At 46.9% G+C, this 24,933-nt stretch carries 18 protein-coding genes and 2 pseudogenes; 16 read left to right on the plus strand and 4 right to left on the minus strand.

What is annotated here, in order from left to right; translation table 11 throughout:
• Nucleotides 1-192 precede the first annotated feature (192 nt).
• Complete coding sequence (locus CCB157_RS09915; RefSeq protein ID WP_077615740.1) at nucleotides 193-2,814, plus strand: DEAD/DEAH box helicase; 2,622 nt, start codon at nucleotides 193-195, stop codon at nucleotides 2,812-2,814.
• A gap of 197 nt (nucleotides 2,815-3,011) precedes the next feature.
• The gene (locus CCB157_RS09920; protein WP_077615741.1) at nucleotides 3,012-3,941 is read left to right on the plus strand and encodes an endonuclease NucS domain-containing protein; all 930 of its coding nucleotides are present in this window, start codon (nucleotides 3,012-3,014) and stop codon (nucleotides 3,939-3,941) included.
• A 2-nt stretch (nucleotides 3,942-3,943) separates the two neighbouring features.
• Here the strand turns inward: CCB157_RS09920 and CCB157_RS18065 are convergent.
• Nucleotides 3,944-4,486 (minus strand): annotated as a pseudogene (locus CCB157_RS18065) (DUF2306 domain-containing protein).
• A gap of 410 nt (nucleotides 4,487-4,896) precedes the next feature.
• On the opposite strand from CCB157_RS18065, the gene CCB157_RS18235 reads away from it, so the two are divergent.
• The 4 genes and pseudogenes from CCB157_RS18235 to CCB157_RS09940 form a co-directional block, all read left to right on the plus strand.
• On the plus strand, nucleotides 4,897-5,022 hold the full coding sequence (locus CCB157_RS18235) for a hypothetical protein (RefSeq protein ID WP_274519631.1): 126 nt from the start codon (nucleotides 4,897-4,899) through the stop codon (nucleotides 5,020-5,022).
• Between the two features lie 182 nt (nucleotides 5,023-5,204).
• Nucleotides 5,205-7,877 carry an McrB family protein gene (locus CCB157_RS09930; protein WP_238594653.1) on the plus strand — a complete coding sequence of 891 codons (2,673 nt, stop codon included), beginning with the start codon at nucleotides 5,205-5,207 and terminating at the stop codon, nucleotides 7,875-7,877.
• Nucleotides 7,852-10,374 carry a DUF2357 domain-containing protein gene (locus CCB157_RS09935; protein WP_077615742.1) on the plus strand — a complete coding sequence of 841 codons (2,523 nt, stop codon included), beginning with the start codon at nucleotides 7,852-7,854 and terminating at the stop codon, nucleotides 10,372-10,374. The genes CCB157_RS09930 and CCB157_RS09935 overlap by 26 nt, the downstream gene beginning before the upstream one ends.
• Nucleotides 10,375-10,488: 114 nt before the next feature.
• Nucleotides 10,489-10,771 (plus strand): annotated as a pseudogene (locus CCB157_RS09940) (transposase); the annotation flags it as partial.
• A gap of 223 nt (nucleotides 10,772-10,994) precedes the next feature.
• Here CCB157_RS09940 and CCB157_RS09945 read toward each other — a convergent pair.
• Entirely contained in the window at nucleotides 10,995-11,288 is a 294-nt protein-coding gene (locus CCB157_RS09945) for a hypothetical protein (protein WP_077615743.1), read from the minus strand.
• 64 nt (nucleotides 11,289-11,352) lie between these two features.
• Entirely contained in the window at nucleotides 11,353-11,910 is a 558-nt protein-coding gene (locus CCB157_RS09950) for a CGNR zinc finger domain-containing protein (RefSeq protein WP_077615744.1), read from the minus strand.
• A 157-nt stretch (nucleotides 11,911-12,067) separates the two neighbouring features.
• Here CCB157_RS09950 and CCB157_RS09955 point away from each other — a divergent pair, with 157 nt between their 5' ends.
• Entirely contained in the window at nucleotides 12,068-12,547 is a 480-nt protein-coding gene (locus CCB157_RS09955) for a DinB family protein (RefSeq protein ID WP_077615745.1), read from the plus strand.
• A 277-nt stretch (nucleotides 12,548-12,824) separates the two neighbouring features.
• Here CCB157_RS09955 and CCB157_RS09960 read toward each other — a convergent pair whose 3' ends face one another.
• Complete coding sequence (locus CCB157_RS09960) at nucleotides 12,825-13,238, minus strand: DUF5412 family protein (protein WP_077615746.1); 414 nt, start codon at nucleotides 13,236-13,238, stop codon at nucleotides 12,825-12,827.
• A 425-nt stretch (nucleotides 13,239-13,663) separates the two neighbouring features.
• Between CCB157_RS09960 and CCB157_RS09965 the strand changes: the two genes are divergently transcribed.
• From CCB157_RS09965 to CCB157_RS10005, 9 genes are all read left to right on the plus strand, one after another.
• On the plus strand, nucleotides 13,664-14,398 hold the full coding sequence (locus CCB157_RS09965; RefSeq protein WP_077615747.1) for an RNA polymerase sigma factor: 735 nt from the start codon (nucleotides 13,664-13,666) through the stop codon (nucleotides 14,396-14,398).
• Between the two features lie 68 nt (nucleotides 14,399-14,466).
• A complete protein-coding gene (locus CCB157_RS09970) occupies nucleotides 14,467-14,835 on the plus strand; it encodes a VOC family protein (protein WP_077615748.1) in 369 nt (122 codons plus the stop codon).
• A 728-nt stretch (nucleotides 14,836-15,563) separates the two neighbouring features.
• Entirely contained in the window at nucleotides 15,564-18,254 is a 2,691-nt protein-coding gene (locus CCB157_RS09975) for a DUF5011 domain-containing protein (protein ID WP_077615749.1), read from the plus strand.
• A gap of 12 nt (nucleotides 18,255-18,266) precedes the next feature.
• Nucleotides 18,267-18,905 carry a class D sortase, LPxTATN-specific gene (gene srtD / locus CCB157_RS09980; protein ID WP_077615750.1) on the plus strand — a complete coding sequence of 213 codons (639 nt, stop codon included), beginning with the start codon at nucleotides 18,267-18,269 and terminating at the stop codon, nucleotides 18,903-18,905.
• Between the two features lie 106 nt (nucleotides 18,906-19,011).
• Complete coding sequence (locus tag CCB157_RS09985) at nucleotides 19,012-20,463, plus strand: GDSL-type esterase/lipase family protein (protein ID WP_158077278.1); 1,452 nt, start codon at nucleotides 19,012-19,014, stop codon at nucleotides 20,461-20,463.
• Between the two features lie 572 nt (nucleotides 20,464-21,035).
• Nucleotides 21,036-21,830, plus strand: coding sequence for a DUF6230 family protein (locus tag CCB157_RS09990; protein WP_077615752.1), 795 nt, complete (start codon nucleotides 21,036-21,038; stop codon nucleotides 21,828-21,830).
• A 69-nt stretch (nucleotides 21,831-21,899) separates the two neighbouring features.
• Nucleotides 21,900-22,490 (plus strand): DUF6230 family protein, encoded by a 591-nt coding sequence (locus tag CCB157_RS09995; RefSeq protein WP_238594654.1) that lies wholly within the window; start codon nucleotides 21,900-21,902, stop codon nucleotides 22,488-22,490.
• 41 nt (nucleotides 22,491-22,531) lie between these two features.
• The gene (locus CCB157_RS10000; protein WP_077615753.1) at nucleotides 22,532-23,071 is read left to right on the plus strand and encodes a DUF6114 domain-containing protein; all 540 of its coding nucleotides are present in this window, start codon (nucleotides 22,532-22,534) and stop codon (nucleotides 23,069-23,071) included.
• A 56-nt stretch (nucleotides 23,072-23,127) separates the two neighbouring features.
• Complete coding sequence (locus CCB157_RS10005) at nucleotides 23,128-24,879, plus strand: hypothetical protein (RefSeq protein ID WP_077615754.1); 1,752 nt, start codon at nucleotides 23,128-23,130, stop codon at nucleotides 24,877-24,879.
• Nucleotides 24,880-24,933: the final 54 nt, after the last annotated feature.

The raw sequence follows: 24,933 nt of genomic DNA on the forward strand, positions 1-24,933 counted from the left end.
GAAAACCTTCAGGATTGTGTTGTTAGGAAGCCTGAAAACCGATACCTCGAAATCGCCCCATTTTACGGTTTTTATCATGAAAAAATTTTTTTCATACCGTCCTGTCTCCGTTTCGACCCGAAAAATTTAAAAAACGCGTTTACAAATATAATTAAAAAAATTAAAATATATTAAAAAGAAAAAGGTGGCGTCATGATCATGCATATAGAGGGTTGGCGAACCGTAGAAAAAATCAAGATTACGGCAAAAGATAAGAAACTCGTCGAAATCGATGACCTGGCATTATCCCCGAAAACGAAAGATTACCTCCGCCGACTATATCAATCCAAGCTGTACATTCATCAAAAAGAAGCGGTCAAGGCCTTTTTGAATAAAGAGAACGTATGCATGACGACGGGGACTTCTTCCGGAAAAAGTTTGCCTTTTTATATCGGCGGAATGGAAGTCCTCGCGAAAGATCCGAAAGCCAAAATCATCGCCATATACCCCATGAAAGCGTTGGGCCGCGAGCAGGAGGACAGGTGGAAAGCGGCGATGGAAAAGGCTGGCTTTCCGGTTTCCGTTGGGAGAATTGACGGTAATGTCGGCGTCAATAAGAGAAAAAGCATTTTGGAAGAATGCCAAATCGTCATCATGACCCCGGATGTAATACATGCATGGCTGCTTTACAACGTCAGCGATCGCGCCATTGTGCGTTTCTTGAAATCGGTCGCGTTTATCGTCATTGACGAAGTCCATTCCTATTCCGGCGTGTTCGGTTCGAATTCGGCTTTTTTATTCCGAAGGTTGAGGCACTTATTGCAACTGTGCGGGCAGTATCCGCAATTCATGTGTGCTTCGGCGACGATCGCACAGCCGGCGGAACATCTGAAAAAATTGACCGGCGTGGATTTTGTCGTCATCGGCCCTGAAATCGACGGTTCGCCGAGATACGATGTGGAAATCATCATGCTCGATCCGCCCAAAAATGCGGATTTTATGACGGAGATGGCGGTTTTTTTCGGTGAAATCGCAAAATTTGACGAGCGGTTTATCGCTTTTGTCGACAGCCGGAAGCAAGCCGAATTGCTTTCCGCGATCTTGAACCGGAAGAAAAAGAAAAGCGATGAAGAAGCGGAAAGCACGTTGACGGCCGAGCACCTTTTGTCCGCCGACATTTTGCCGTTTCGCGCCGGCTATGAAGTGCAGGACCGCGAAACCATCCAGCGCCGCCTTTCGGACGGTACGTTGAAAGGCGTGATCAGCACGAGCGCTTTGGAACTCGGCATCGACATCCCTAATCTCGATATTGCGGTTTTGGTCGGCGTTCCGACGTCTTTGACGAGCCTGTATCAAAGGATCGGGAGAATCGGCCGCCACAGGGAAGGCAAGGTCTTTGTGATCAATAACGGTAGCACTTTTAACGAAATGATTTTTGATCACCCGCAAACGTTGTTGGAAAGGCCGATGAAAGAAAGTTCGTTGTATCTGGAAAACCCGAGGATGCAATACATCCATGCCCTGTGCCTGGCGCGGCTCGGGGGCGAGCACGACCAATTGTGCCAAATGATCGGAAAAGCGGATGAAGAAAAATTCCAATCGGCTGTCGAGTTTCCGGAAGGGTTCATTCGTCTTTGCCAAAAAGAAAGGATCGGGGAAATCCCTGTTGATCTGAGGGAGATGAAAGCGGAGGCGGGGGAAGATCCGAACCATACCTTTCCATTGAGGGACGTCGAAAGCCAGTTTAAAGTCGAACTGAAACAAGGTCCTGTTCAAAGAGATCTCGGATCGTTGTCATATGCCCAAGTTCTTAGAGAAGCTTACCCCGGCGCCGTTTATTATTATACGACCCAAGCGTATAGGGTTTACAAAGTGAATCAGCATACCAAAGTGATCACTGTCCGGCAGGAAAGGCAATATACGACGAGTCCGCAGTCCCTTCCCATCCTGGTGTTTCCGAATATTTCGGAAGACAATGTTTATCGCTCGGTCACATACGGGGATTTATTGGTGTTCGAATGCAACATCCAGGTCAGGGAGTCCGTTTCCGGTTTTAAAGAGCAACGCGGCCCGACGACGTTAAGGAGAACGTATCCGTTGACTGATCCCGTGACATATGACGTTCATCGCTTCACGCGCAATTATTTTACGAGCGGTGTAATCCTTCTTCATCCGGTATTCAACAATGAAAACGTCGAAGTCGACAAACTGGCCGAAATCCTCTGCGACAGCTTTTTGATAAAAATACCGTTTGACCGGCAAGATGTGGAATGGGCGATCGATAAAGTCAGGACGGACAAACCTCCATATATCAAAGAAAGCTCGAAATTCATCGCGATCTTTGACAAAACTTACGGAAGTTTGCGATTGTCCGGGCATCTCATGAAGGATGATACGCTTGGCGACGTTTTGGAACAAGCGATCAAGTTGGCAAAAATCAAGGAAAAAGAAGGGAAAATCACGGGCGCCACAACCGGAGCGTTGCTGGAATTATCCCGCCTCTCCGCAAACGGTGCTCGACCGATTTCGCTCGGCGGAGAGGAAATCGGCGACCTTGGGGATATGTTACATAAGATTATTTTGCCGAACAGCAAGGGGCTCGTGACTTATGAGTCGAACCGTGAATTTTTGATTGAGCGTGTCTTTTTCAGCCCCAGGACTTCCGAGCTGATGTACGGGGGCCGGTATCTCGACCAAAAAACGGCCGAAGGCAACCTCACCATTTCGATTCCGGCAAGCAAAATCTTGGAAATCCCCGGGGAAAGCCAAACCGGTTTTTACAATTTGGAGACCGGGGAAATTCTCGAAACGCTGCCGGAGAAATCCCTGTCCTGATTACACGTCCTTGCTGACAGAACGCCGCTCATCTCGGACGGGTCGATAATATGGATAATGGCGGACATGCAGACAATCATTTTCTTTTATTTTTCTTAGAAAGACTGCATTATTAAATCGCTGCGATCAAGGTTGTTGAACAGGAGTAGTATAAACGTCAGCAAGCATTTCATTTTTCGTTTAAGGAGGAAGAATCTTTGGCGAGCTACCTCATTCCTTATGTTGACCCGAAACGAAATGATTTGGAAGAGGATCCTTTATTCTCAGAATATACATACGGTGACAGTGGGAGAAGGGGAAAAATATTGAAGACCAGGGTTTCAAAAGGGGATTATCTCTTCTTCCATACGACGATACAAAATATGAGATATATCACCGCTTACTATTTTGTTGAAGAAGTAATGGACATAAACAAAGCGAGAGAAGACTCGACGATTGTAACGAAATACAATAATCCGCATTTGCGAAGTGCGCAATATCATAGAGATAACGAAGTGATTGTTTTCGGCAATCCGATAAAATCTTTGATCTTGCAGATTCCACTGGAGATAAACAAGGCATTGTTAAGGGAACTAAATATTCCGTTCAATCCTTCGAAAAATCAAACCGAGTTGGCCGCCATTTCTTCTCGATTGAGAAATTGGGTTAGATTGGATGCGAATCAGGCGGATTTGCTGAGGAAGAAGATTGATGATTTAAATCAGAAGAGTTATTTAAAACGAAAACTGCTTTCAAATGATGAAATCCGCCAAATATTGGAACGAGATATCGAACAATTTATTGCGGAAAATCCGACGGTTCTGGGAAAAAATATGCTCTTTATAGACAAACAAGTTGTCCTACGCGATGGAAGAAGACTGGATTTATTGATCCAAGATAAAGAATCCAAACAAAAATATATTGTTGAAATTAAAAAGGGCGAGATAGGTCCTGAAGTGATAAAACAGATCAAGGCGTATATCAAGGTTTATCAACGTGATAAAGGTGAAGGGGATATGAAAGGTATCGTCGTATGCAAAGGGTTTTTGCCGCATTTTGAAGATGAAATAATCAATCAAGCGAAACGGGAAGGCTTAAGGATATACATTTATGGTTGGATGTTTGCTTTACAACGTATTCCAACATAATTTCATATGATTTGTTCGAAAAAAATTGAAAGTGGTCGTACCGTTCCCGCTCCAGCGCCGTTCAATTCCGTAACGCCCGGCCGGATTTGAGATTGGCCCATTTCACGTCCCATACATTGACGGCAAAAACTTGTGCGATCATCGCCTTGATTCCGCCGGGAAGCGTAAACCCGTTGTAAAGGGCGTAATTCAAAATCAAAAGAGGTAATCAAGGCGCGGGCGTAAACGGCGACCAAGGTGATGCCGAAGCTGCGGATCATCCATTTTTGATGTTCTTTGAACTTTCGATCGGCGGTCGCGCAAAAACCTTTACAGCAAGTGAAAAGCCAGACAGCGTACAAAGCGAGAAAGGACATCGCTTAGGTGTAATCCTTTTCGTAATATATGACCGGGAAGGCCAGAACGCCGCTGAGAAGAATGCTCACGACGTAAATCTTGCCGGGATTGCGATGCACGGACGGTTTCTGCCGGCGGATGGGGTGCAAGAATTGGAAAAAGCCGGTGATCAGGCGATGAACGCGAGCGCGATGTGTGCGACCACGCATAACTATATCAACACAAGCCTCGACAATAAAGGATATTGGACGGCGAATGGGGTAATCGGAATGCGGCTTTTGTTCGGATCCAAGGTGAAGCACGGGGTGGAAAACGGGATCATGATTCAGAGCGACACGATCAACAACAGCCACCAGCTCTTTATCACTTTCATCTTCTCGACCTTCTTGTGCGTTTATTTGTGGCACATCCGGATCCGTTTTGTGATAAACCGTATGTTTACAGCATAACGCGTGATCCTTAACGCTTTCTAAATCAATTCTTAATAAATTATAACTAAGGAATGCTGAACAAATAAAATATCCTTGATTTACAAGGATTTTCAGTCTTGTTTGTCGAAATCAAATGCAAGGGTTTTATCACCCATTCTGCAAAAACCTTGCACTTGGAGGCTCCTGCTTTGTATAAAAGATCGGAAAACCAACTTATTTTGTCGGATGACTTTTTCTTGCCGTTTGGCGGCAAATTGAATAAAGACAATCGTTGGGTCAAACTCGCCCAATGGATTTCAATTTATTCCGTCTAAAAAATGACCATAACATGCTTGATTTCATTATAAACATCCAGAAAAAGGTATTGATATATTGGGATGACTTAGAAAAATCTTACGAGGTAAAAAAGTCGGTATTAACATATTTATGAAAGGGATTATACAGGAATTAAATATGTTGCTAAAAAATAGGTTTTAGTTTCACTTGGAGGCCGATGATGATCAAACAAAGTTACAGCTGGTCAAAACCTGATGATAAACCAAATTTGATTGGCATCAAGAAGGTCGATTGGTCGGTCTTCGAATATGGCTCGACCATTCCTTCAGAGTTTCATGCCGACTTCGATGAGGCAAACGGTGGATACCATCTTGCAAAAGGGGATAAACATGAGATAAAACTCATTTTTGATGACCGGGCTTTTGATGCGCTTTTAGTCAATGTGGATCGCAAAAATATTGGGGATACTTACCAAATTCGTTATGACAACAATAAAGAACTAAAAACGTTTTTAAAAGAAATGTTGAATTCGAGTTATCGGTATTTATTAGAAGTGCGTTCAGTGAACGAAAATACGAAAAAAGTTGCTCACGTTCCGGATGAAATAAGTGAGTTCATGGAGTTTTATCAAACGGGGACTCCATTTATATATCGTGTTGTCTTAAAGGTTTATCAGCCATCAAACACGACTTTTCCACATTTTTGGTGGGTGAATCAAGGAAAAACACATGAAGTCGAAAAAAGTAGTGGAATTTTATGGGCACCGAAAGTAAGTAAAAGTGGAGTTGCATTTGCTCATCATACGGATTTGACGAAGGCAAAGCCTGGTGATTTAGTATTCGTTTATGCAGTCGGGCAAATTAGAGCAATTGCTAAGGTCGATGAATCAGCGCTTGAAAAGCCCAAGCCAAAAGAGATTGCTTCGGATGCATGGCAACAGGACGGTTACTTGTTACCCGTGAGTTATTATGAACTTAAATCGCCGATAACGAAAGATGAAATTCCCCTTGAATGGAGAATCACAGAAGATGGGCCTTTTGACCGGAATGGGAATGTAAAGCAAGGATATTTTTTCTCTGTGTCGGATGATTTTGTTCAGAAACTCTATCATAAATTTAAAGAACGATTCCCAGAAGGTGTGGCTTATAATTCCTTCAGACCTCGTTCAGAAGCGATACTTGAGACCAAGGACTTTCATGATGGCAAATCAACTCATGAAAAATTGGCTGAACCTTTTAATTCCATATTCATTGAGTATGGTAAAGCGGAACAGTGTTTTGATTTGATGCGGGAGACCGCTAAAAGACTAGGAATTCGTAGCGAAAGTGATCCACGTCTATCCGTTACCTATCGGAAAGATATGCGTTCGATTCATTTTAATTTTTGTTCATGGTTAATTTTGGGATTTAAAAAATTACGAGATGGACAAGTTGGCGTTCAACTTCCCCTTCTTATTGAGGAAACGGGTAATATCAAAGGGATGATCGAAGAAGATTACATTTATCAACAGAAGATCAATGAAAAACCGGTGAGGCTTTATACAGTTAGTATAGAAGCCTATCAAGATATAGATTCGGGCGTGCAGGAAGCATACCTTCGGACTATTGATTTTGTAAAAACTAGATTTGCAAATTATAGTAAAACACCTTATCGAAGAAATCATTTAGATATTTTGGGTGCAGCGATATTTGATTTAGCAGCTCGTGAGAAACTATTAAAAAATGGGATAGATCCCGATATATTAAAAAGTGAATCCATCGAACCATCGAATTATTTTACGACTTTTGATTCGGATCAAGCCCTTATTGACCACATTCACAGCTATATATCAAGTAAAGGTTTCTACTACTCCAAAGAAAATGTCATAAACTTATTTCTTGCGTTAAAAACAAAACCATTTGTCATATTATCCGGAATTTCCGGGACGGGGAAAACACAAATTGTCCGTTATTTTGCGGAGAGTTTGGGGGCGACGAAAGAGAATGGCCGTTTTACAATGATCCCGGTTCGACCGGATTGGAGCGACGGATCGGATCTTTTGGGTTACACGAATCTTAAGGGTAAGTTCCAACCCGGACCTTTAACCCGTGTGTTGCGGGAAGCTTCAAGACCGGAAAATAGGAATAAACCTTTCTTCGTTTTGTTGGATGAGATGAACTTGGCACGGGTGGAATATTATTTCAGTGATTTTCTCAGCATTATGGAAAGCCGCGACTGGAAGGGCGATCGGATCGTAACGGATTCCATTGAGCTTGATAAAGGGTTAGAAGAGCGGGTGACGATGCCCGACAATGTTTATATTATCGGTACGGTAAATATGGACGAAACGACGCATCCGTTTAGCCAAAAAGTGTTGGATCGTGCCAATACCATTGAGTTCAATGAGGTCAAACTGGATCATTTTGAATTTCTCGAAGAGGAAAAGCAGTTTCCACGACCCGCCTTGGTGTCGAATGCAGTTCTTCGGGGCGAATATATTCGATTAAAAGATGCCTATCGTGAAGCGAAAGACTTGATCTATCGCATCACTGGAAAGCTCGTAGAGGTGAATGCCATCTTAAACGAGATAAACGCGTCTTTCGGTTATCGGGTAAGGGACGAAATTTGCTTTTATATGATACACAATGAAAAAGCGGGGCTATTGACCGAGGATGTAGCTTTCGACCTACAGCTGTGCCAAAAAATATTGCCACGGCTTTCGGGAAGTGATGAGCGGACAGATCGGGTTCTCAAGCAACTTTATCGCTTCTGTACGAACCGCATCATTGAGGAAGATCGCATTGACAACTTGAAAGAAGATCTGAATCATGCCCCCTATCCGAAATCAGCGGCGAAATTGGCCGATATGATATGGAGGCTGCAGAACGATGGCTTCACGTCCTTCTGGTTCTGAAGACTTTGTAACGCAACTGGTTGTCATTGAGACATCGGAACTTTTTCTGTACATCAAAGGGATACCGTACCATGAACGATATGAAAGCCTAAAGCAATACCGACAAAAGGCCGAAGAAACTTTTGAAACGATGCGGTTTGAGTGCACTGGTGTTGATGTCGAATCCGTCGAAGTTTTTGATGTTCGAGAAGGGTGCCTGATGGAAAAAGGGGAACACCCACCGATTTTCTTTGAAAACGGCTTTTACCAACTCGTGGTCGAGTCGAAACAACGAAAACGATTATATTTTGATCATGAATATCCGGCACTGCGAAAAGCTGTTGGCCCTGTGGGTAAAGACGGGCACATCCTCATGGGCAACTTACGTTTTACGAACGAAATCGGCTTGACGACATTTCAGATTCATGACGGCATACGGACGCTGCTCGAGGTAACGCTCGAAATTTTTCCCTCCAAGTTGGATTATAAAGAGGATTTTTATCAACTGTTGAAAGAGGTCAATGAAGAAATTTATAATTTGGCGTTTCATTTTTTGCGGAAAACATTTTTAGGTGCATCATCCGTCCCGTCATCCCGTCCCTCACCCACGGAATTTTATCGACTTTTCGATCACTATGTTCATCAATTTTTTCAAGCGATCGATCGCATTGAGCGGCAGCCGCACCATAAGCTTGTCACCCGCTACCTTTATGTTCGCGGCGACCGGATTAAACAGATGGATCCGACAGCTCGAAAGCGTATACGGAAAAAGGCTCATCTTTTTGAAGAAACGCCGGGTGGTTTGGACATTGCAGGACATGAATTATTGCCGCGGAAAGGATGGACCGTCAGAAAAGATTTGTCTTTCGATACATTGGAAAACCGGTTTGTGAAATGGATGATTAGCCGTTTGCGCGATAAGACGGCTTATATTTACAAAAAACTCGCTGAAAAGGGGCCTTATGAAAAGGCCGCGGATCCGAAGCTGCTGAACAAGGTATCCGGAATGCAGCGTCTCTTAGAAAACAGGTTTCAGATGTCCTTTTGGAAGACGGTTGGGAAGCTTGACCGCAGCGTGATGAGCCTCGTTTTGCACATGAAACCGGGCTATCGCGAGGCTTATCGCATATATCTCATTGTTTCACGGGGTTTGGCGCTCCTAGGACAGATGTTTAAAATGTCGGTTAAAGACGTGGCTACCCTTTATGAATATTGGACTTATTTGAAGCTGGGGCAGATCCTCGGCAGAAAATATGAGCCGGTCTCTCAAGATATCGTGAAAGTGAAACGCGACGGCTTATATGTTGATCTTGATCAGACAAAATCCGCGAAGCGCGTTTTCCGGCATCCGGCCACTGGCGAGAAGATTGTTTTGGAGTTTCAGGCGCGGGATAAGGGAGTGCCGACGGTTCCACAAAAACCCGATGTTTTATTAAGCATCGAAAAAAAGGATCGGCCTTACCCATATAATTATGTCTTCGACGCCAAATACAGGATTGATTTTGCGTCGGCCGGAAGTTATTACGATACGGTATATCACTCGCCGGGACCGTTGGAAGCGGACATCAATACGATGCACCGGTACCGCGACGCGTTGGTGGCTCGCCAAGGCGGTCCGTATGAGCGCTATGCCTTTGGAGCTTATGTGCTTTTTCCGTGGAATGATGAATTAGGGTATCGGTCGCATCATTTCTATAAGAGCATTGATGAGGTTAACATCGGCGGGTTGCCGTTTTTGCCGAACGCGACATCGCTCGTCGAACAATTCATCGAGCGGCTCATCGATAAAAGCGCCGAGGAAATACAGGAGGAAGGCATTTTGCCGCTCGGGGCCACGGATTACTGGCGCTCGTCGCTTGAGGAAAAAGTACTGGTCGGTAATGTGAATGGATTGGACCGGTATCACGCCCATATGCGCCATTGCTTTTATCACATTCCCGTCCGCATTCTGCGAAGCGGATGGCAGGAGGCCCGTTATGTGGCGCTTTACATTCCGCAAAAAGTATCGACCCTTGCCGATGTTGCCAACGGAATCACTTATTATGGCAAGATCATAGATACAGAACTCGTCAAGAGGTCTGATATTAAAGAGATCCCATCAAGGAATCAAGAGTATTACGTCCGCTTTCGAGTCGACGGTTGGCGCCGATTGGATCATACAATCGGTCCGGTGGGTTATGGCATTGTTTCTTATATGATGACGACGCTGAATATGTTAAAAAAGGCGTATGATCTCCCGGAACTTTTTATTAAATCTGAGGAAGAGCTAGCTTTATGGCGGATGTTGCGCCGATTCAGCCGGCAGATTCGGATCGACTTGGACAACCGTTCCGTTGATTTGGCGAAACGGATCAAAGCCTATAAAATCCGTGATCTTACATTCACGATCGACGAACAACGGCGACGGCTTGCGGCGTCAAAACAGGGGAAAGTTTTGAAGACTTTCAACCTTGAGGAATTGCGCAAACGTCCTTCAACGCTTTTTCGTGAAATCAGCACGCTTTTGTATGATGGTTAAATTCGGATTTAATCGTACGTTTTAATCTACGGTTTGACAATTTATGCACGAGTGGTCCGGTTGCGCTATTAACCGGATTTTTTTTACTATCATGTCTACAATTTGATCTCTCTTGACCCCACCTCAGTGCTCGCACTGCCGGTGCGGTACAGAAAGCGGCTGCGGACCACAAACAGCGTGGAGCGCCTGAATGAGGAAATCCGCAGACGTGATTGCGTGATACGAATCCATCCAAATCGTGACTCTTCATTTCGACTAATCGGAGCGCTTATCATAGAAATCGACGAGAAATGGCAAACTGGGCACAAATATCTCGATTATGGCGGACTATTTCACATGGTGTAAGGAGCGGGAGGAAACGGACCGGAACTACGCAAAAGCACACAAGGTTAGTTGACATAACTCAATTCCTGAAGAGGGGCGAATTTACACCACATTTAGGACTTGATCTCTTTCACGACGAAAACGTCGGAATTAGATAGTAAAATATCGACGTTATATGATGAAATAAAAATTCGTCTCCCAGAGAAGAAAAACGAAAAGCATACGGCTGATGAATTATAATCCTGGTTCTTGTTTAGTACAAATATTAAACACAGAATGAGTAGAGCGACAGGTTATTAGGCCGGGATCATGAGATTTCTTTTTTTAAGAGGATATGCAATCATTTCTGATCGATTTGTAAGCGGGGCGGGGGAGGCCATACCGGTTTTCAAAAGTGTGTTTAACCCCGCTTTTTGTTTGATTTTCCTAATCGGTATGACCTTTTTATGGGGCTTGGCAGCTGAAGGTACATTTGCAGCAACCCGTTTAAAGGTGGTTTTGGCGGCAAAGGGCGTCGGCGAGTTTTCTTTCTTGAAAAGGAAGCCTATAGGGTTTTCTTCGGCGTAAATGCGACGCGATCTTGTCTTCATCGTTCTGACCGCCAATGCCCAAGGGCGATAATACATGTACGGCCAAAAAGTGTTGAAGGCCGCTTTATTCCGTTTTTTGGCGTTCCCGAAATTTCCGCACTTTAATGAGGTTTCCGCACGTTTTGTCGTCGCAATACCGCTTCGAGCGGTTCCGCGTGTTGTCATAAAACACCCATAAACAATCCTTGTTTTCACAGATTTTGATGCGTTCCGGGTTCCCTTCAATCGCTGTTTGGATGAAAGAAGTAACGACGGCGTCCATGACCTGCGCCCATCCCTGTTGGGCGGCGACGCTCTTGAGGCGCCAGCCTTTTCCGTTTTCCCCTTTGATGATGGTGCGGATCACCGGCGTTTGTTTTAAGAAAGCATTCAGCCCGTCGACGTCCGCTTGATCGATTTGTTCCCCCGCTGCCAGCTTTTCCGTGAGCTGTTGCAAAAATGTCCGCAAGCGGACAAGGGCTTTCAGTTCGTCCGGCCCGGCCGGCACCGGCGCCTGAAGCTCCCATTTATTAAGAAACCGCGTTTGCCAGTCCCGTTGGCCAAGCCGGTCTTCCGGAGGTTTCCCGGTTCCGCGCCAATCCCGCCAAACGCTGTTCAAAAAATCCGTCCAGAGCAAATCCATAAAAAATCCTCCTTGCCGTATTGACCGGAAGCAGGGCGTTCGGTATGATATGTTTGTAACTATCTAATTAACTATTTGATGGTTACAAATGAATGAACCATTATTTCTTATTGTAACGAGTAACGCCCGCAAATGACAATTTCAAGGAGGTTTTGGCATGGAAGCGTCGCGTTTGTCCGCCCTTCAGTTGCTCAGAGAGTATAGCTGGGACAAGGAATCGTGGTTTTTGCCGTTGGCTTCCGCCATCGAGGGCATCACATCCGAAGAAGCCTCATGGCGTCCGCCGGTCGGAGGCAACACCATTTGGCAAACATTGAATCACCTCAACTTTTACAATGCGCGCATTCTTGAAAGGTTAAAAGGCCGCGCGCCGGCCCCTTTGTCCGTCACGAATACGGAAACGTTCGGAGAACCGGGTGACCCGAATGACGCCGCCGGATGGCAAGAGACGGTTCGCCGCGCCCGCCAAATCGCGGAAGACATTCGTGAAGCGCTGAACGGCATCACGGAGGCCGATTTGGACAACGATGGCCTTGGCGAAGCGCTCACGGCATGGGTCATGCATGATGCCTATCACACCGGACAAATCGTTCTGCTCAGAAAAATGCAAGGCGCTTGGCCGGCTGAACGGGAATAACCCGCCGACACAATGATGCCGGATTTGCGTCCGCCTCGCCGGATCGGTGTTGCCGCCTTGCGATCATCATGATGTGGATGGCCGCTTCTCATGCGGCTTTTTTGTTTGCCCCTAGTAAAGACAGAGATGAACGCGACAACTCGAAAGATCGGGATTTGTGCGTCGATAGACGTTGCCAATATTGGTTTTATCGGAAGGAAGGGGGGAGCGAAAAGATTACTCCTCATCATTTCAAAAGTGAAAGAGAGAGTACGAAAAAAATAGGGGTAAAGCAAATCTATTCATGCCGCTCTTTATCCCAATTTTTATCGTTTTGCCAGTTATAAGTGTCTTTAAAGATATTGAGCTTGTGATTGTAGATTTGGATGACATGAGGGGAAAGCCATGTGATTTCTGGTTCGCTTCGATCATACTCGAAATAAATGGTCTTCGGCGGTTTGTCTTTTTGGTTATTAAAAACAATGTCGACGCGGATGGCTGTTCGGATCGTTGCCCCGCCGTTATTAATTAAAAACGCTCTTGCCGTATAGGCGTGAGTGGGCGAATCATACGTTTTGATCAGTTTTCCATGCGGTGCTTCTTCAAGTGTTGTATGCGATAGGTCATAAATGCCGATAAAAATGATAATTAAGATGAGGGCGGTTAGAAAAGCAAAAATTCTTTTTTTAGTTGTTTTCTTCTTTCTCCCCATCGTTTATCCGGCCCTTCTTAAAAATAATAATAAATTCGGTCAAGTCTTTCTGTTTATAATAATATCCCTTACGATATAAGCCCATAATGTTTCTGAATCTTGGTTTCGTTAAAATCGGAGCTGAACCACTTTATATAGAAGTGAAGCAAATTAAAATCCAGCAGCTTGCTGAGAATAAATGAGTCATGGTTGTTACCTCAAAAATTCAATAACCGTTGATGATATTTGCAGTCAGATTTCCGGGGATGAGATCAAGCGATAAAGGCCGTCCAAGTGAAATTTCTTTTTTTCGACCCGATGGAAGAAAGCAATACCTAATAGAAAGGCAGAGCCCTTAGCGATCAATATTGAAAGTAGTCCTATTTTTCCGTAAATAACTTGGTATAATAAATGCAAATGGATTGGCAAAAGGAGCAGAAAAAGCGTTGGGCAATAAAAATGATCATAACAATGCCTTTATGGAGTTTATCCGCCCTTATCGCTCTGACTTGTCCAGATATTGTCGGATGATGGCGGGAAACCCTTGGGATGCTGACGATCTTTATCAGGAAACTTTAATCAAGGCCTACCAATCATCGGCTTCCCTTCGCGAACATCCGGCTCCAAAAGCGTATTTGTTCCGGATCGCGACGAATGTCTGGATTGACCACTGCCGAAAACATAAAGTGCCTTTGGATAGGTATGAGGACGAGCGGTTCGCGGTTCAGACGCATGCCCTTGAGTTTGAGGTGCGTGAAGCATTGGAAGAACTATTATGCCTTTTGCCGCCGCGCCAAGTATCTGTGTTGCTGTTGACGGACGTCTTCGGATTTAGCGCACGGTCGGCGGCCGCGATGATGGAGATGACCGAAGGCGCCTTGAAAGCGGCTTTGCATCGCGCGCGAACGACTTTGAAACAGGCAAAGGAGGAAGAAAAACAGACGCGGTTCCGTTTACGCTCGAAAAGCGTTGCCGAATTGGTCGATCTCTTTTTAAAGGCATTTCAGCAGAAAAATCCGGCTGCTGTCAGCCGGGCTTATCATGCGCTTCAATATCACGGTGTTGAAGTCATGCGGGTGTTGAACCGGGGAACGGTTTCCTTCCGTTTTGAAGATCCGGACGGCAATGTGTTTACCGTTGTCGCCCGAGACGAAAAATATTTTCACAATGATCAGGAATGACCGTATCTTTTTGTGTTTGTGCTCCGTTATATCCTATGAATCGATGATTTTTAAGGAGTTGTGGTGAAATGGCATTCGTAAAAAGAATCGATACGGTTTTTGTCCCTGTAACGGATTTGGAAAGGTCGGAGAGGTGGTATTTGGAGATGTTCCCTTTTAAAGTGACTTTTCGAAGCGGCGATGGCCGTTACGTCGGATTCAGCTTTAAGGACCACCATCCTCTTCAAACCGGGCTTTGCATTTATAAAGCGGAAAAAGTCGTAAAGTCGGAGCATGAGGCGTTCAATTTTTTCACCGAAGACGTGGAGGGATACCACCGCTTTCTCCAAGAACGGAATGTTAAAATCACCGATATTCATGTTGACGGCAACACGAGATTTTTTGAATTTTATGATCCGGATGGCAACCGAATGAGCGCCGTCGCTTTTCCCGAGTAAGACAAAACGGGAAGGGAAAAACTTGCTAGCGGCAATGGGAGCCAATGTCGGTTTCTAATGAGTAGTTCCATAATAAGACAGGTTTTTTCAAGTTCCGAATATTGGGTTATGCCACTCTCCCTAGAGTAATGAAGCCGGCAAAATCCCGAAATTGAAACATGATTCGCAAAGTGGGTGAAAAAAGTCAAGGATAGAGCGTTGCAGCGATTGCCGTTTAAAGAAACGCCCTATTTTAGTTCCAACGCGTTAGTCATAGATAAACAAGCTCCGGAATCACCGGAGTTTTTTCTTTTGACGCCGTAAATTAAAAGGAAAAGCAGGTAAATGAGTCGCATGCTGTAGAAATGTTGGAATAATCGTACAAAAGTAGGAGGTCGAGCCTCATAGTTTTTATAATTCCTATTTTTTTCGGGATAGGATTGGGTTTGCCAAGGTTTTACTATTTAAAATAAGGATTTTTCTAGAAACATCCATTAAACCGCTCAAAGACAACGCCCTGTTTCTCAGCAATTTTTATGAACGAAACGAGAACAACCGCGACATCCGTTCTATGGCCATTTTGGCTTGAGGGAGGTGGCCTGGGGCCAATTTTGAAAGGGTTTACAAAAAGGGCATCCTTATGTCCTTTTCATTGTAAAATCCTCTTCGTTTACTGCGGCATGGGGGAAACAGCCTCGAAGGAGGTGATGTCGCTGTTTAAATGCGGCCGCTGTAAATGAAGGCTTGGTATGAAATTTAAACAGAAGGGGGCGTTTAAAATTAAAAGAGCATTTTCCAAAGCAGCCAAAGTGATGCTTGCTATTGCATTGGTCCTGCTTTATTCCGGCGCAAGGTTGGGTACCGCGAGCGCCGCGGGCGGAACGAATGGTTCAAGCGGGATGCATGAAATCTCGAAAACGATTCAATATCATTGCGCCAGCGTCACGAGCTTTGACATGCCCGTCACCATCAAGGCGACCGTCCCGGATTCGGTCAAACCCGGCGAAACGTTTATGATTAAAAACTCTTCAAGCACGGTGACGTTGCCGGCAGATGTCGTCACGACTTTAAAAACTGTTTTGCATGCGGACACCATCTCAGGTCAGGCGACACTCTTTGAAGTCAAATCCACAAACACAGATAAAACCGTGAACGTGGCAAATCCGCCGATTCCCATTCCCGAAACCGTTGTTCCTGATTCCGGACCACTAACGTTTTCCGTCCCGGGTGAAGGCGGTGTCGATGCAGGACCGTATACCGCGGGTCAATCAGGCGAAATGGCATTCTACACCGGAAATATCAATACCACAATTATTGTCCATAACGCGCTCGGAGACACCCCAATTCCCGCTAATTGCTCTCCTGTCGAAGGCGCAGATACGAAGATCAATACCGTACCCATTCAAGAAGAACAAGTGGACCAACCGCCGGTCATCACTTTAAAAGGCGATAATCCGATGACGATTGAGATTGGCGATGTGGATAAGTTTGTTGATCCGGGCGCGACGGCCACTGATGATAAGGACGGCGATCTCACCAGTAAAATTAAAACTTCCGGTAGTGTAGATCCCAATAAACTCGGTACCTATAAATTAACCTATACCGTTGCGGACAGCGCCGGTCATACAACAACGATTGAAAGAACGGTCAATGTGGTTAAACCCGAAGGCAGCATATTGTATCATTGCGTCGTTCCTCTCGGATTTCTTAATATTGAATTTGACATGCCAGTAATCGTCAAAGGCTCGGCGCCAAAATCCGTTCAACCGGGAGCGGATGTCAAGATTACCGGTGCCCAAACCCTTGTGAAAATACCTGCTAACATTGTAGGAGTAATGAAAGCGCTTGGAGGGACTAAGTTATCCGGTACGACCGACGAATTTATTTTGAACAGTGACAACCCCGACTCGACGGTTGATGTGGCTCAGCAACATGAAATTGCTATTCCTGAAACGCCGGTTCCTGCCTCTGGACCTCTGAAATTTACCGCTCCGAAAGAAGGTTTGGAAGTGTCCGGGTTTAAGGCCGGAACCGAAGGGGTCATGCACATCAAGGCCGGAGAAATAAAGACACATATGTATGTTGAAAATTCTGCAGTACCTGATGTCAACGCGACATGCAATCCGGTCGATGGTGAGGATACAACAACGAACACCATCACGATCGACGGGGAAAAACCGGCGCTTACTTTGAATGGCGACAACCCGTTGACCGTGGAATACGGCAGCACGTTCCATGATCCGGGCGCTAAGGCCACCGATAATGTCGACGGGGATCTCACGAATCAAATCCAAGTCACGGGCGAAGTGGACACCCACAAATTGGGAACTTACACATTGACGTATACGGTTTCCGACAATGCCGGCAACACGGCGACAGCGGAGAGGACCGTCAAAGTCGTCGATACCGAAAAGCCCAAGATCACATTAAAGGGCGATAACCCGATGACCGTTGAACTCGGCAGCGTGTTCGAAGATCCGGGTGCGTCGGCCACCGACAATGTCGACGGCGATCTCACTGATAAAATCCAAGTCACGGGCGAAGTGAACACCGATGAATACGGCACGTACACGGTCACCTATTCCGTGACGGACAGCTCCGGCAACACGGCGACGGCGACACGGACGGTTCACGTCGTCAAGTCGTCCGGAACGGTCAATCCCGGTGATAATGAAGGAACAAAAGTTTACCCCGGTGAACAGGTGACCATTGGTGATTCCGGTGCCGTTTTGACGATGCCGGACGATCTGCCCGTGGGGACGACTTTGAAAGTCAGGGATGTCAGCAATAGTGACGAAGTGGTCAATGCCCCTGATTTAATCCTTGCGGGCGAAGTCTATCACTTCGACATCCAATATCCGGACGGCCAAGCTCCAAAAGGTAAATTCACTTTGACCCTGACTTACGACGCCGCCAAGTATTCGCCGGATCAAGTCGATATCTACTATTACAATGAAAAAACGGGCAAGTGGGAAAAACTCAACGGAAAAGTCGATCCGGAAAACGGTACGATCACGGTTGAGGTGACCCACTTCTCGACATACGGCGTCTTTGCCAAAGCGGATAACAGCGGCGGAGACAACGGCAACAATGGCGGCAACGATAACGGGGACAATGGCGGCAACAATAATGGCGGCAGCGATAACGGAGGCAATGGCGGCAACAATAATGGCGGCAGTGACAACGGAGGCAATGGCGGAAACGATAACGGCAACCATGGCAACGGCGGAACCGGCAATGGCAACAGCGGAAACGGCGGTAACAATGGCGGTTCCGGAAACGGTGGCAACGATAACGGCGGCAGCGCCGGCGGGGGCAACGGCCAAGGCGGTCAATTGCCTGAAACGGCAACCATGAACCCGATTGGCATCGCCTTTGGCTTTATCTTGGCGGCTATCGGCGCGTTCATCTTGGCCAGAAAGAAAAAACTTGCACGATAGGGTGATTCGGCCATGAAAAAAATTGGCTTTGTCCTTTTGATCGCAGGGATCATGATCATGGTGTGGTTCGGTTACGGCCAATGGAAAGCGGTTCAATCGGCCCACACCTTGAATGAAAATGTCTCCAAAGCCTTTGATAAAGGGACAAAGCCAAAAGCGGATGGCGGGGCGAATTCACAGGCGGCGGGACAAGAGCCGCCGCCTGTTCCCCATTATAAAACGGGAGAACGGGTCGCCCGGCTTGTCATCCCTAAAATTAAAGAATCGTATGATGTTTTTTGGGGAACCGACAAAAAAACGCTCGAAAAAGGCGCCGGCATGTATGTGAGCCGGTGGACCGTGCCGCCCGGGTACGGCGGACATACCGTCATCTCCGGCCATCGGGATACCGTCTTTCGCCCCTTAAAAGATTTAAAAAAAGGCGACATGGTGTATGTCAACTATAAGGGCGTAGATTATCAGTACGAAATTAAAAAAATATGGATTACGAATGCCGATGACCGCACGGTAATTGTAAAAAAAGACAAGCCGACACTGACATTGACGACCTGCTATCCCTTTTATTATGTGGGCAATGCCCCGGATCGCTACATCATTCAGGGTGAACTCGTCAAGAAAGGTGATTTGTTGAAGGACCGTTCATTAAAATAGCGAAATGCCCAGTTTTACGCGGAAATACATGAAGGATTCATGGCGCAGGCACACATACCGCATCTTTGGGTATGTGTGTTTTTTCCTAATGGAGGGAGATTGGCTTATGACAATTATTAAGTGGTCTATGCAGTCGATACGGCTTCTGCTTGTGCTGCTGCTGGCGCTAATGCCGGCCGTTGCCGCGGCCAAATCCGGCGATGAAACAAATTATAAACCGACGCTCAATTATGTGGCTTTGGGGGATTCCTTGGCGGCCGGGTTTTTAAATTCCGGTTCCGTGGGCGAGGGGTATCCCGTGTACATCAAGCGATCGTTGGAGGATGAACTCGGCTATTCCGTTCATTTAAGCAATGAAGGCGTCGGAGGCTATCGGACGGTCGATGTTTTGAAACAGCTGGAAAATGAGACGGTCAAGCGTGAACTCATCGAAGCGGATCTCATCACGCTTGATATCGGGGCCAATGATGTTCTTCAGAAAGTGGGAACCTCGCCGGATACGAGTGATCCCAATGTGATCGCGGTAGTCACTCAAGCGATTCAAGAAATCCAGTCCAATTTGGACGTCATTTTAAAGGAAATCAAAGAGCTGAATCCCGACGCGCCGCTATATGTCATGGGCTATTACAACGCCATACCTTATGCGGATGGCCAGGATGCGATTGTGCTGATGATCAATGCCTTGAATTCGGTCATCAGCGGTGAGGCGAAAAAGTTTGAAGCCGAATTTGTGCCCACTTTTGATTTGTTTGCCGGGCATTACGAACAATATTTGCCCAATCACAATAATATTCATCCGAATGCGGACGGTTATAAGGTGATCGCCGGCCGGTTCCTGGAGAAAATCATCCCGTTTTTTGCGACGGAGATTGTCCCCGGTGCGGAAACGCCGGTGCATGCGAAGCAAAGAGTGACGATACAAGGGACCAAAAACGTGATCACGCTGCCGTCTGACCTGCCTGTCGGGACCACTTTGATGGTGACGGACGCCAGCCAAAGCGATGCGGTCACGAGCAACGCAGGTTTAAAGCCGGCGGGTGACGTTTATCGATTTGATTTTAAATATCCGGACGGGACCAGTTCCAAAGGCCCGTTCATCCTGACGATGGGCTACGATGCCGATCGCTATGCGAAGGATCAGGTGGATATTTACTCCTATAACGAAGCCAAAGGGATGTGGGAGGAACAGAACGGTACAGTGGATGAAGCGGCTGGAACCATCACCGTCAGCCTCTCCCATTTTTCGACTTACGGCGTGTTTGCCAAGATCAACGATGGAACAAATAATCACGGCGGAGAGCCCGCTGATAACGGAGATAGCGATAACGTCGGCTCCGGCGGAAACAATGACAACACTGGCCACCATCCCGGCACCCATGACAACAACGGCCAAAGTTCCGGCAGCCATAACAGCGCGAGCCCCGGCAACGGCGGAGCTGAACAAGGCGGCCGGCTTCCGGATACCGCGAGCCCCAATGCGCCGTTCATATTGTTCGGGTTCTTGTTGGCAGCGGCCGGAGCGGTGCTTATATGGAGAAATAAAAAGTCTTTAAATTAGGAGATATGAATGGATCGGTAAATCATGACGCCGGCTCCTCCATGGCTTGAAGGGGGCCGGCGCCTTTGTTTTAATGGGCATCCCGCATTGGCCATGGAACGGATCGCTGTACTTAGCGTTTGCTGTTTTTCGGTCGTGGTGGAGGCGCTGCCGTCGCCGTCGACTCAAATTCAAAGGCGCTTTCACATGGTGCTTTGCCATTGTTTGAATCGCCGTGCGCCTTTCAAGATGTAATGGCAGTGCCGCCATGCTCCTCCCTCATTTATTGAGGCATTCAATAAGCCTTTGCATCGCGATAGATCCCCATTTCATTTTCGGAACGGGCGGATTTGGGGGTTCCGGCATGACTCGGCGATGGGAGATGGGGCGGTGTACAAAAGTCGGGGAGCGCCAATGTGCGGCTTAGAAACCCCTATTTTTGTCGGGATAGGTTTGTGATGATGAATGCTTTATAATGGCAACAAAGTATTTATATTCTGAATAAAATGCCATAATGATGGTTTTCCAACAGGCAAGGCTTGTGCGGTTTCACTTGTCCGGCCGAAACTATGTGAAGGAGGAGCAATTTTTAAATGGGTGATGCGGCGCTGACAATCGGTTATACGATAAAAAAGAAATTTTTTATAGCGCTTCTCGTCGGATTATTGATGCTCGGCGGAATGGCGGCGGTCTTTGGCGTGACCGGCACGGCGTTCGCCCTGCCGTTGGGCGGGATGGGGGATTTCCATGTCCAATTTGATAAATTGGAGGGAAAAGGATTTGTATTGATGCCGCAAATCGGGAAAACGGGAGATTCCGATGCCGCGCCTTTAGTGAGGAACAAAATTGACAGCGCAACGGTGTACGGCTTGCACATTTACAAGGATCTCAAATTGCCGACGGGAAAATGGATCCGAATCAATATCAACGGATCGCAGCCGACCACCATCAAAGGCCTCATACAGGATGCCCGGTTTATTGACGCGAATTTACAGTTTAATAATTTGGCCGTCGAGCAGCATAATACGTCCAAGATGTCAAGCGAAGAAGCCTTTACCAACAATTGGGGACAATCCGCGGACAGCGTGACGATTACGGACGGAAAAATTGTAACCGATTACTTATTTCAAAATATGGTTAATTTGCAAGGGGCGAAAATTTCCATCCAAAGCATTTCCGGCCCCGATGAAACGGCGGATCAAGCGAACGCGGGCGGCGCGGCGGCATTGGGAGACGGCGGCGGCGACGGCGGTTCCGGTTTGGGCGGCAAGCTGCCGTCAACGGCGAGCAATGGTTTCATGATGGTTTCGATTGGTATCGCCTTGGCTGCGATCGGAACGGTGATCACCTTAAGAAGGAAACGCGTCAACGGGCTGAGGAAATCTTAAAAAAATCGATCGGTGTAGCTTCCTAGGACATCGGAAAACGTCAAGACTCATACCGGTGAGGTGAAGAGAGTGGAAACAGGCAAGCCTATCGGAAGGACAGTCAAAAAGAAATTTATGGCCGCCCTTTGTGCCGGATTGTTGGCGCTCGGCGGTATGGTGACGGTTTTTGGAATGACCGGAACCGCCTTTGCCTTGCCTCTCGGCGGGATGGGAGATTTTTATGTCCAGTTTGATAAGCTGGAAGGCTCGGGATTTCAATTGCTTCCGCAAGTCGGGGAAACGGGCGACTCGGACGCCAGCCCCATGGTGAGGAACAAAATTGAGGAAGCGACGGTGTATAATCTGCACATTTATAAGGACTTAAAGCTGCCGACCGGAAAGTGGATCCGGATCAACATCAAAGGAACGGAGCCGACGAAAATCAAAGGATTGATCCAAGACGCCCGTTTTATTGAGGCTAATTTGCAATTCAACAATTTGGGCATCCATGAGCAGAACACGAATGATTACACAAAAAATTGGACGCAAACGGCGGATACCGTCACCATCACTAATGCAAAAATTGTCACCGACTACTTGTTCCAAACCATGGTCAATTTGCAAGGCGCCAAGATTTCCATTGAAAGCATCGACCAACCTGAAACGACTGAAAGTCCATAGTCCCATGAAGCGATCACCATGTATCGAGGAGGGAAGCCGCCATGGGCGACGCGGCTGCCAAGGCTGAAAAAAAACAAGAAAGGTTGGAAAAGGCCCGGGCAAAATTGGAAAAACGGCTGGAAAAATTGGAGAACGCGGGCAAATTTAAAGCGTGGAGAAGCCGCCGGCCGTTTTGGGGGGCGACTTTCTCGGTATTGGCAGGGCTGTTGATTTTATATATTCCCATCCAGCTGTACGCGATTGCCTTTGTCCCCGGCAGCTTTGCTTTCATCGGGCTGCTGTTCGGCGTCCTTGTGTTGATTTTAGGCGTTCTTTCCTATATATTCCCGCAATTCTCGACCGTTCTTGGCGTGATCACGATGTTCCTGTCCATTCTTTCCATTATGGGCGCTCTTGGCGGATTCTTGCTCGGCACCATTTTGGGCCTGATCGGCGGAGCGCTTTGCATCGGTTGGGAAGAGCATGTGATCGCTCCGGACGCCAATGGTCCGGACCAAATGAACCGGCCCGATAAAGGGGAAAAGGCGAAAACGAATTTGATTGATACGAGCGAAGTCGCCAGTTCAAGTTCTTCAAGCTAGATTTCTGCTTGCGGCGGATCCGGCGGGGAAAGAATGGCGGGCAAGGGGATTGTGATATGAAATCTAGTAAAAAGCTTCATAAACGCCTCATCCTGTTTGGATGGATGATTGTTATTATAATAGGCATCTGTTTCCCGTCGTTTTCGCCGAGAATGGCATTGGGCGAAGGCGAAGACGACGGCTCCGGCAACAGCGGCGGTTTTTTGATTGAGGCGGATAAAGTCGAAGGCACAATCGATGTTATGAAGATCCTTTCACAAGGCGAAGCGGATATCGGCGAGGGGAAGATATACGGATTAACCATCACCAAAAAGTTAGAAACCGCGGATAAAGGGACGCTTGTCATCAAAATCAAATCCCAGGGCCCCATTGACGTTGAAAACTTAAAAGGGAAATTAATGGGAATGCCGGGGCTGGGCGGTGTTTGCATTCCGAGCCAACCGGATTGGGTGTGCATGACAGGCGTCAAAATGACATTAAGCGAGCAAACCGCAGACGCCATTTCCCTGCCGAACGCGACTGTCGAGACGTGTTTTGATGGACAATGTGAAGACGCCCGTTTAGAATCGAAATCACAAACCTCGGGCAAAACCTTGGATGAAATCGAGAAAGAAATGCCTTTGCTCAAGGAACAATTGGATCAGGTGAAAGCGCGGATTCAGAAAGCGAAAGCGTTGGCGGAAACGGCTGCCAATGAAAAGCAGACCGCGTTGTTGCAGCAGCTCTTGAAAGAAGCGCAAGCGGCCGCGGACTCGCCGAACGAACTGGAGCCGCTCGCGAAACAAATCGGTGAAAGATACAACGGGTTGAATCAAAGCGCCAGCGCGTGGGGGGCTGCTTTGGAGGAAGCCGATCAGTGGCTCAAGCAAATCATGGTTACGATTGAACAAGATGAAAACGCCTTTAGTTCCTTCACCGGGCAGAAACCGGGCAGCGATGCCAAAAAAACGGGTCAAAACAAGCAGACAACCGACATTGCCCCACCCCTGAAAAACTTGGAACAACGTTTAAAAGAAATCCAAGATGAGGCCAAGTCCCTGCAAGGCGAGATAAAAGCCTTGCAGACGCAAAGGCAGAGCTTCATGGACCGTTTGGCCGGATTTAAGCGGGATATTGACGAATTGCAGCGTGACATCAATCAGAACAAGGATCAATATTCGGAAGAACAATTGAAACAAATTCTTCAATTTTTGGCCGTCGGCTCATCCGACGAAGGGACGGCATCCGCGCCATCCGGCCATTCAGCCGACGAATCCGGCGGAGCATCAGACAGTCATCGGACAAATAGCGGGGGCGAAAACGACGGGAAGGAGCAAACCGGCCATCCGGGACAAGGCGATCAAGCCCGATTGGAACAACAGCTTGAAGCAATGATTCAGAACGGGGAAAAGCAAGCAGCCTCCATTCAGCCGACATTGGATGAGGCAAAGGTTGAAATCAATCAGATGGAACAACTGGCAGACGACCTTTCCGAACGGCACTTGTTCATCCTGAATACTTTGAACGCCAAAAAGGCCGATCAATTTGAAGCCGTTTTAGACGCCTTTCAAAAGGATGTGGCTGGCTTAACCGAACCGGTTAAAGGATTAAAGGCCACCCTCTCCAAGGCGGAAGCGCTGCAAAACAAGTTAGGGAAAGAAAATAAAGATCTCCAAGAGTTACAGGCGGTTTTCAGCCAGATTGAGGCTCTGAAGAAAAGGCTCAAAGATGGGGTAAAAAAGAAACTGGAGGCCTTGCCGTATTTTGAGAGGGTCCATGATTTTATCGAGCGGATGGATAAGATCCTTGAAGAATGGGATTCCTGGTAACGGCTGAACATACTGCCCTTTCGTATTTATGAAAACCGGCGTGTTTCGACAGAA

Source organism: Caenibacillus caldisaponilyticus (genome assembly GCF_002003465.1).
Taxonomy (GTDB): domain Bacteria; phylum Bacillota; class Bacilli; order Bacillales; family Sporolactobacillaceae; genus Caenibacillus; species Caenibacillus caldisaponilyticus.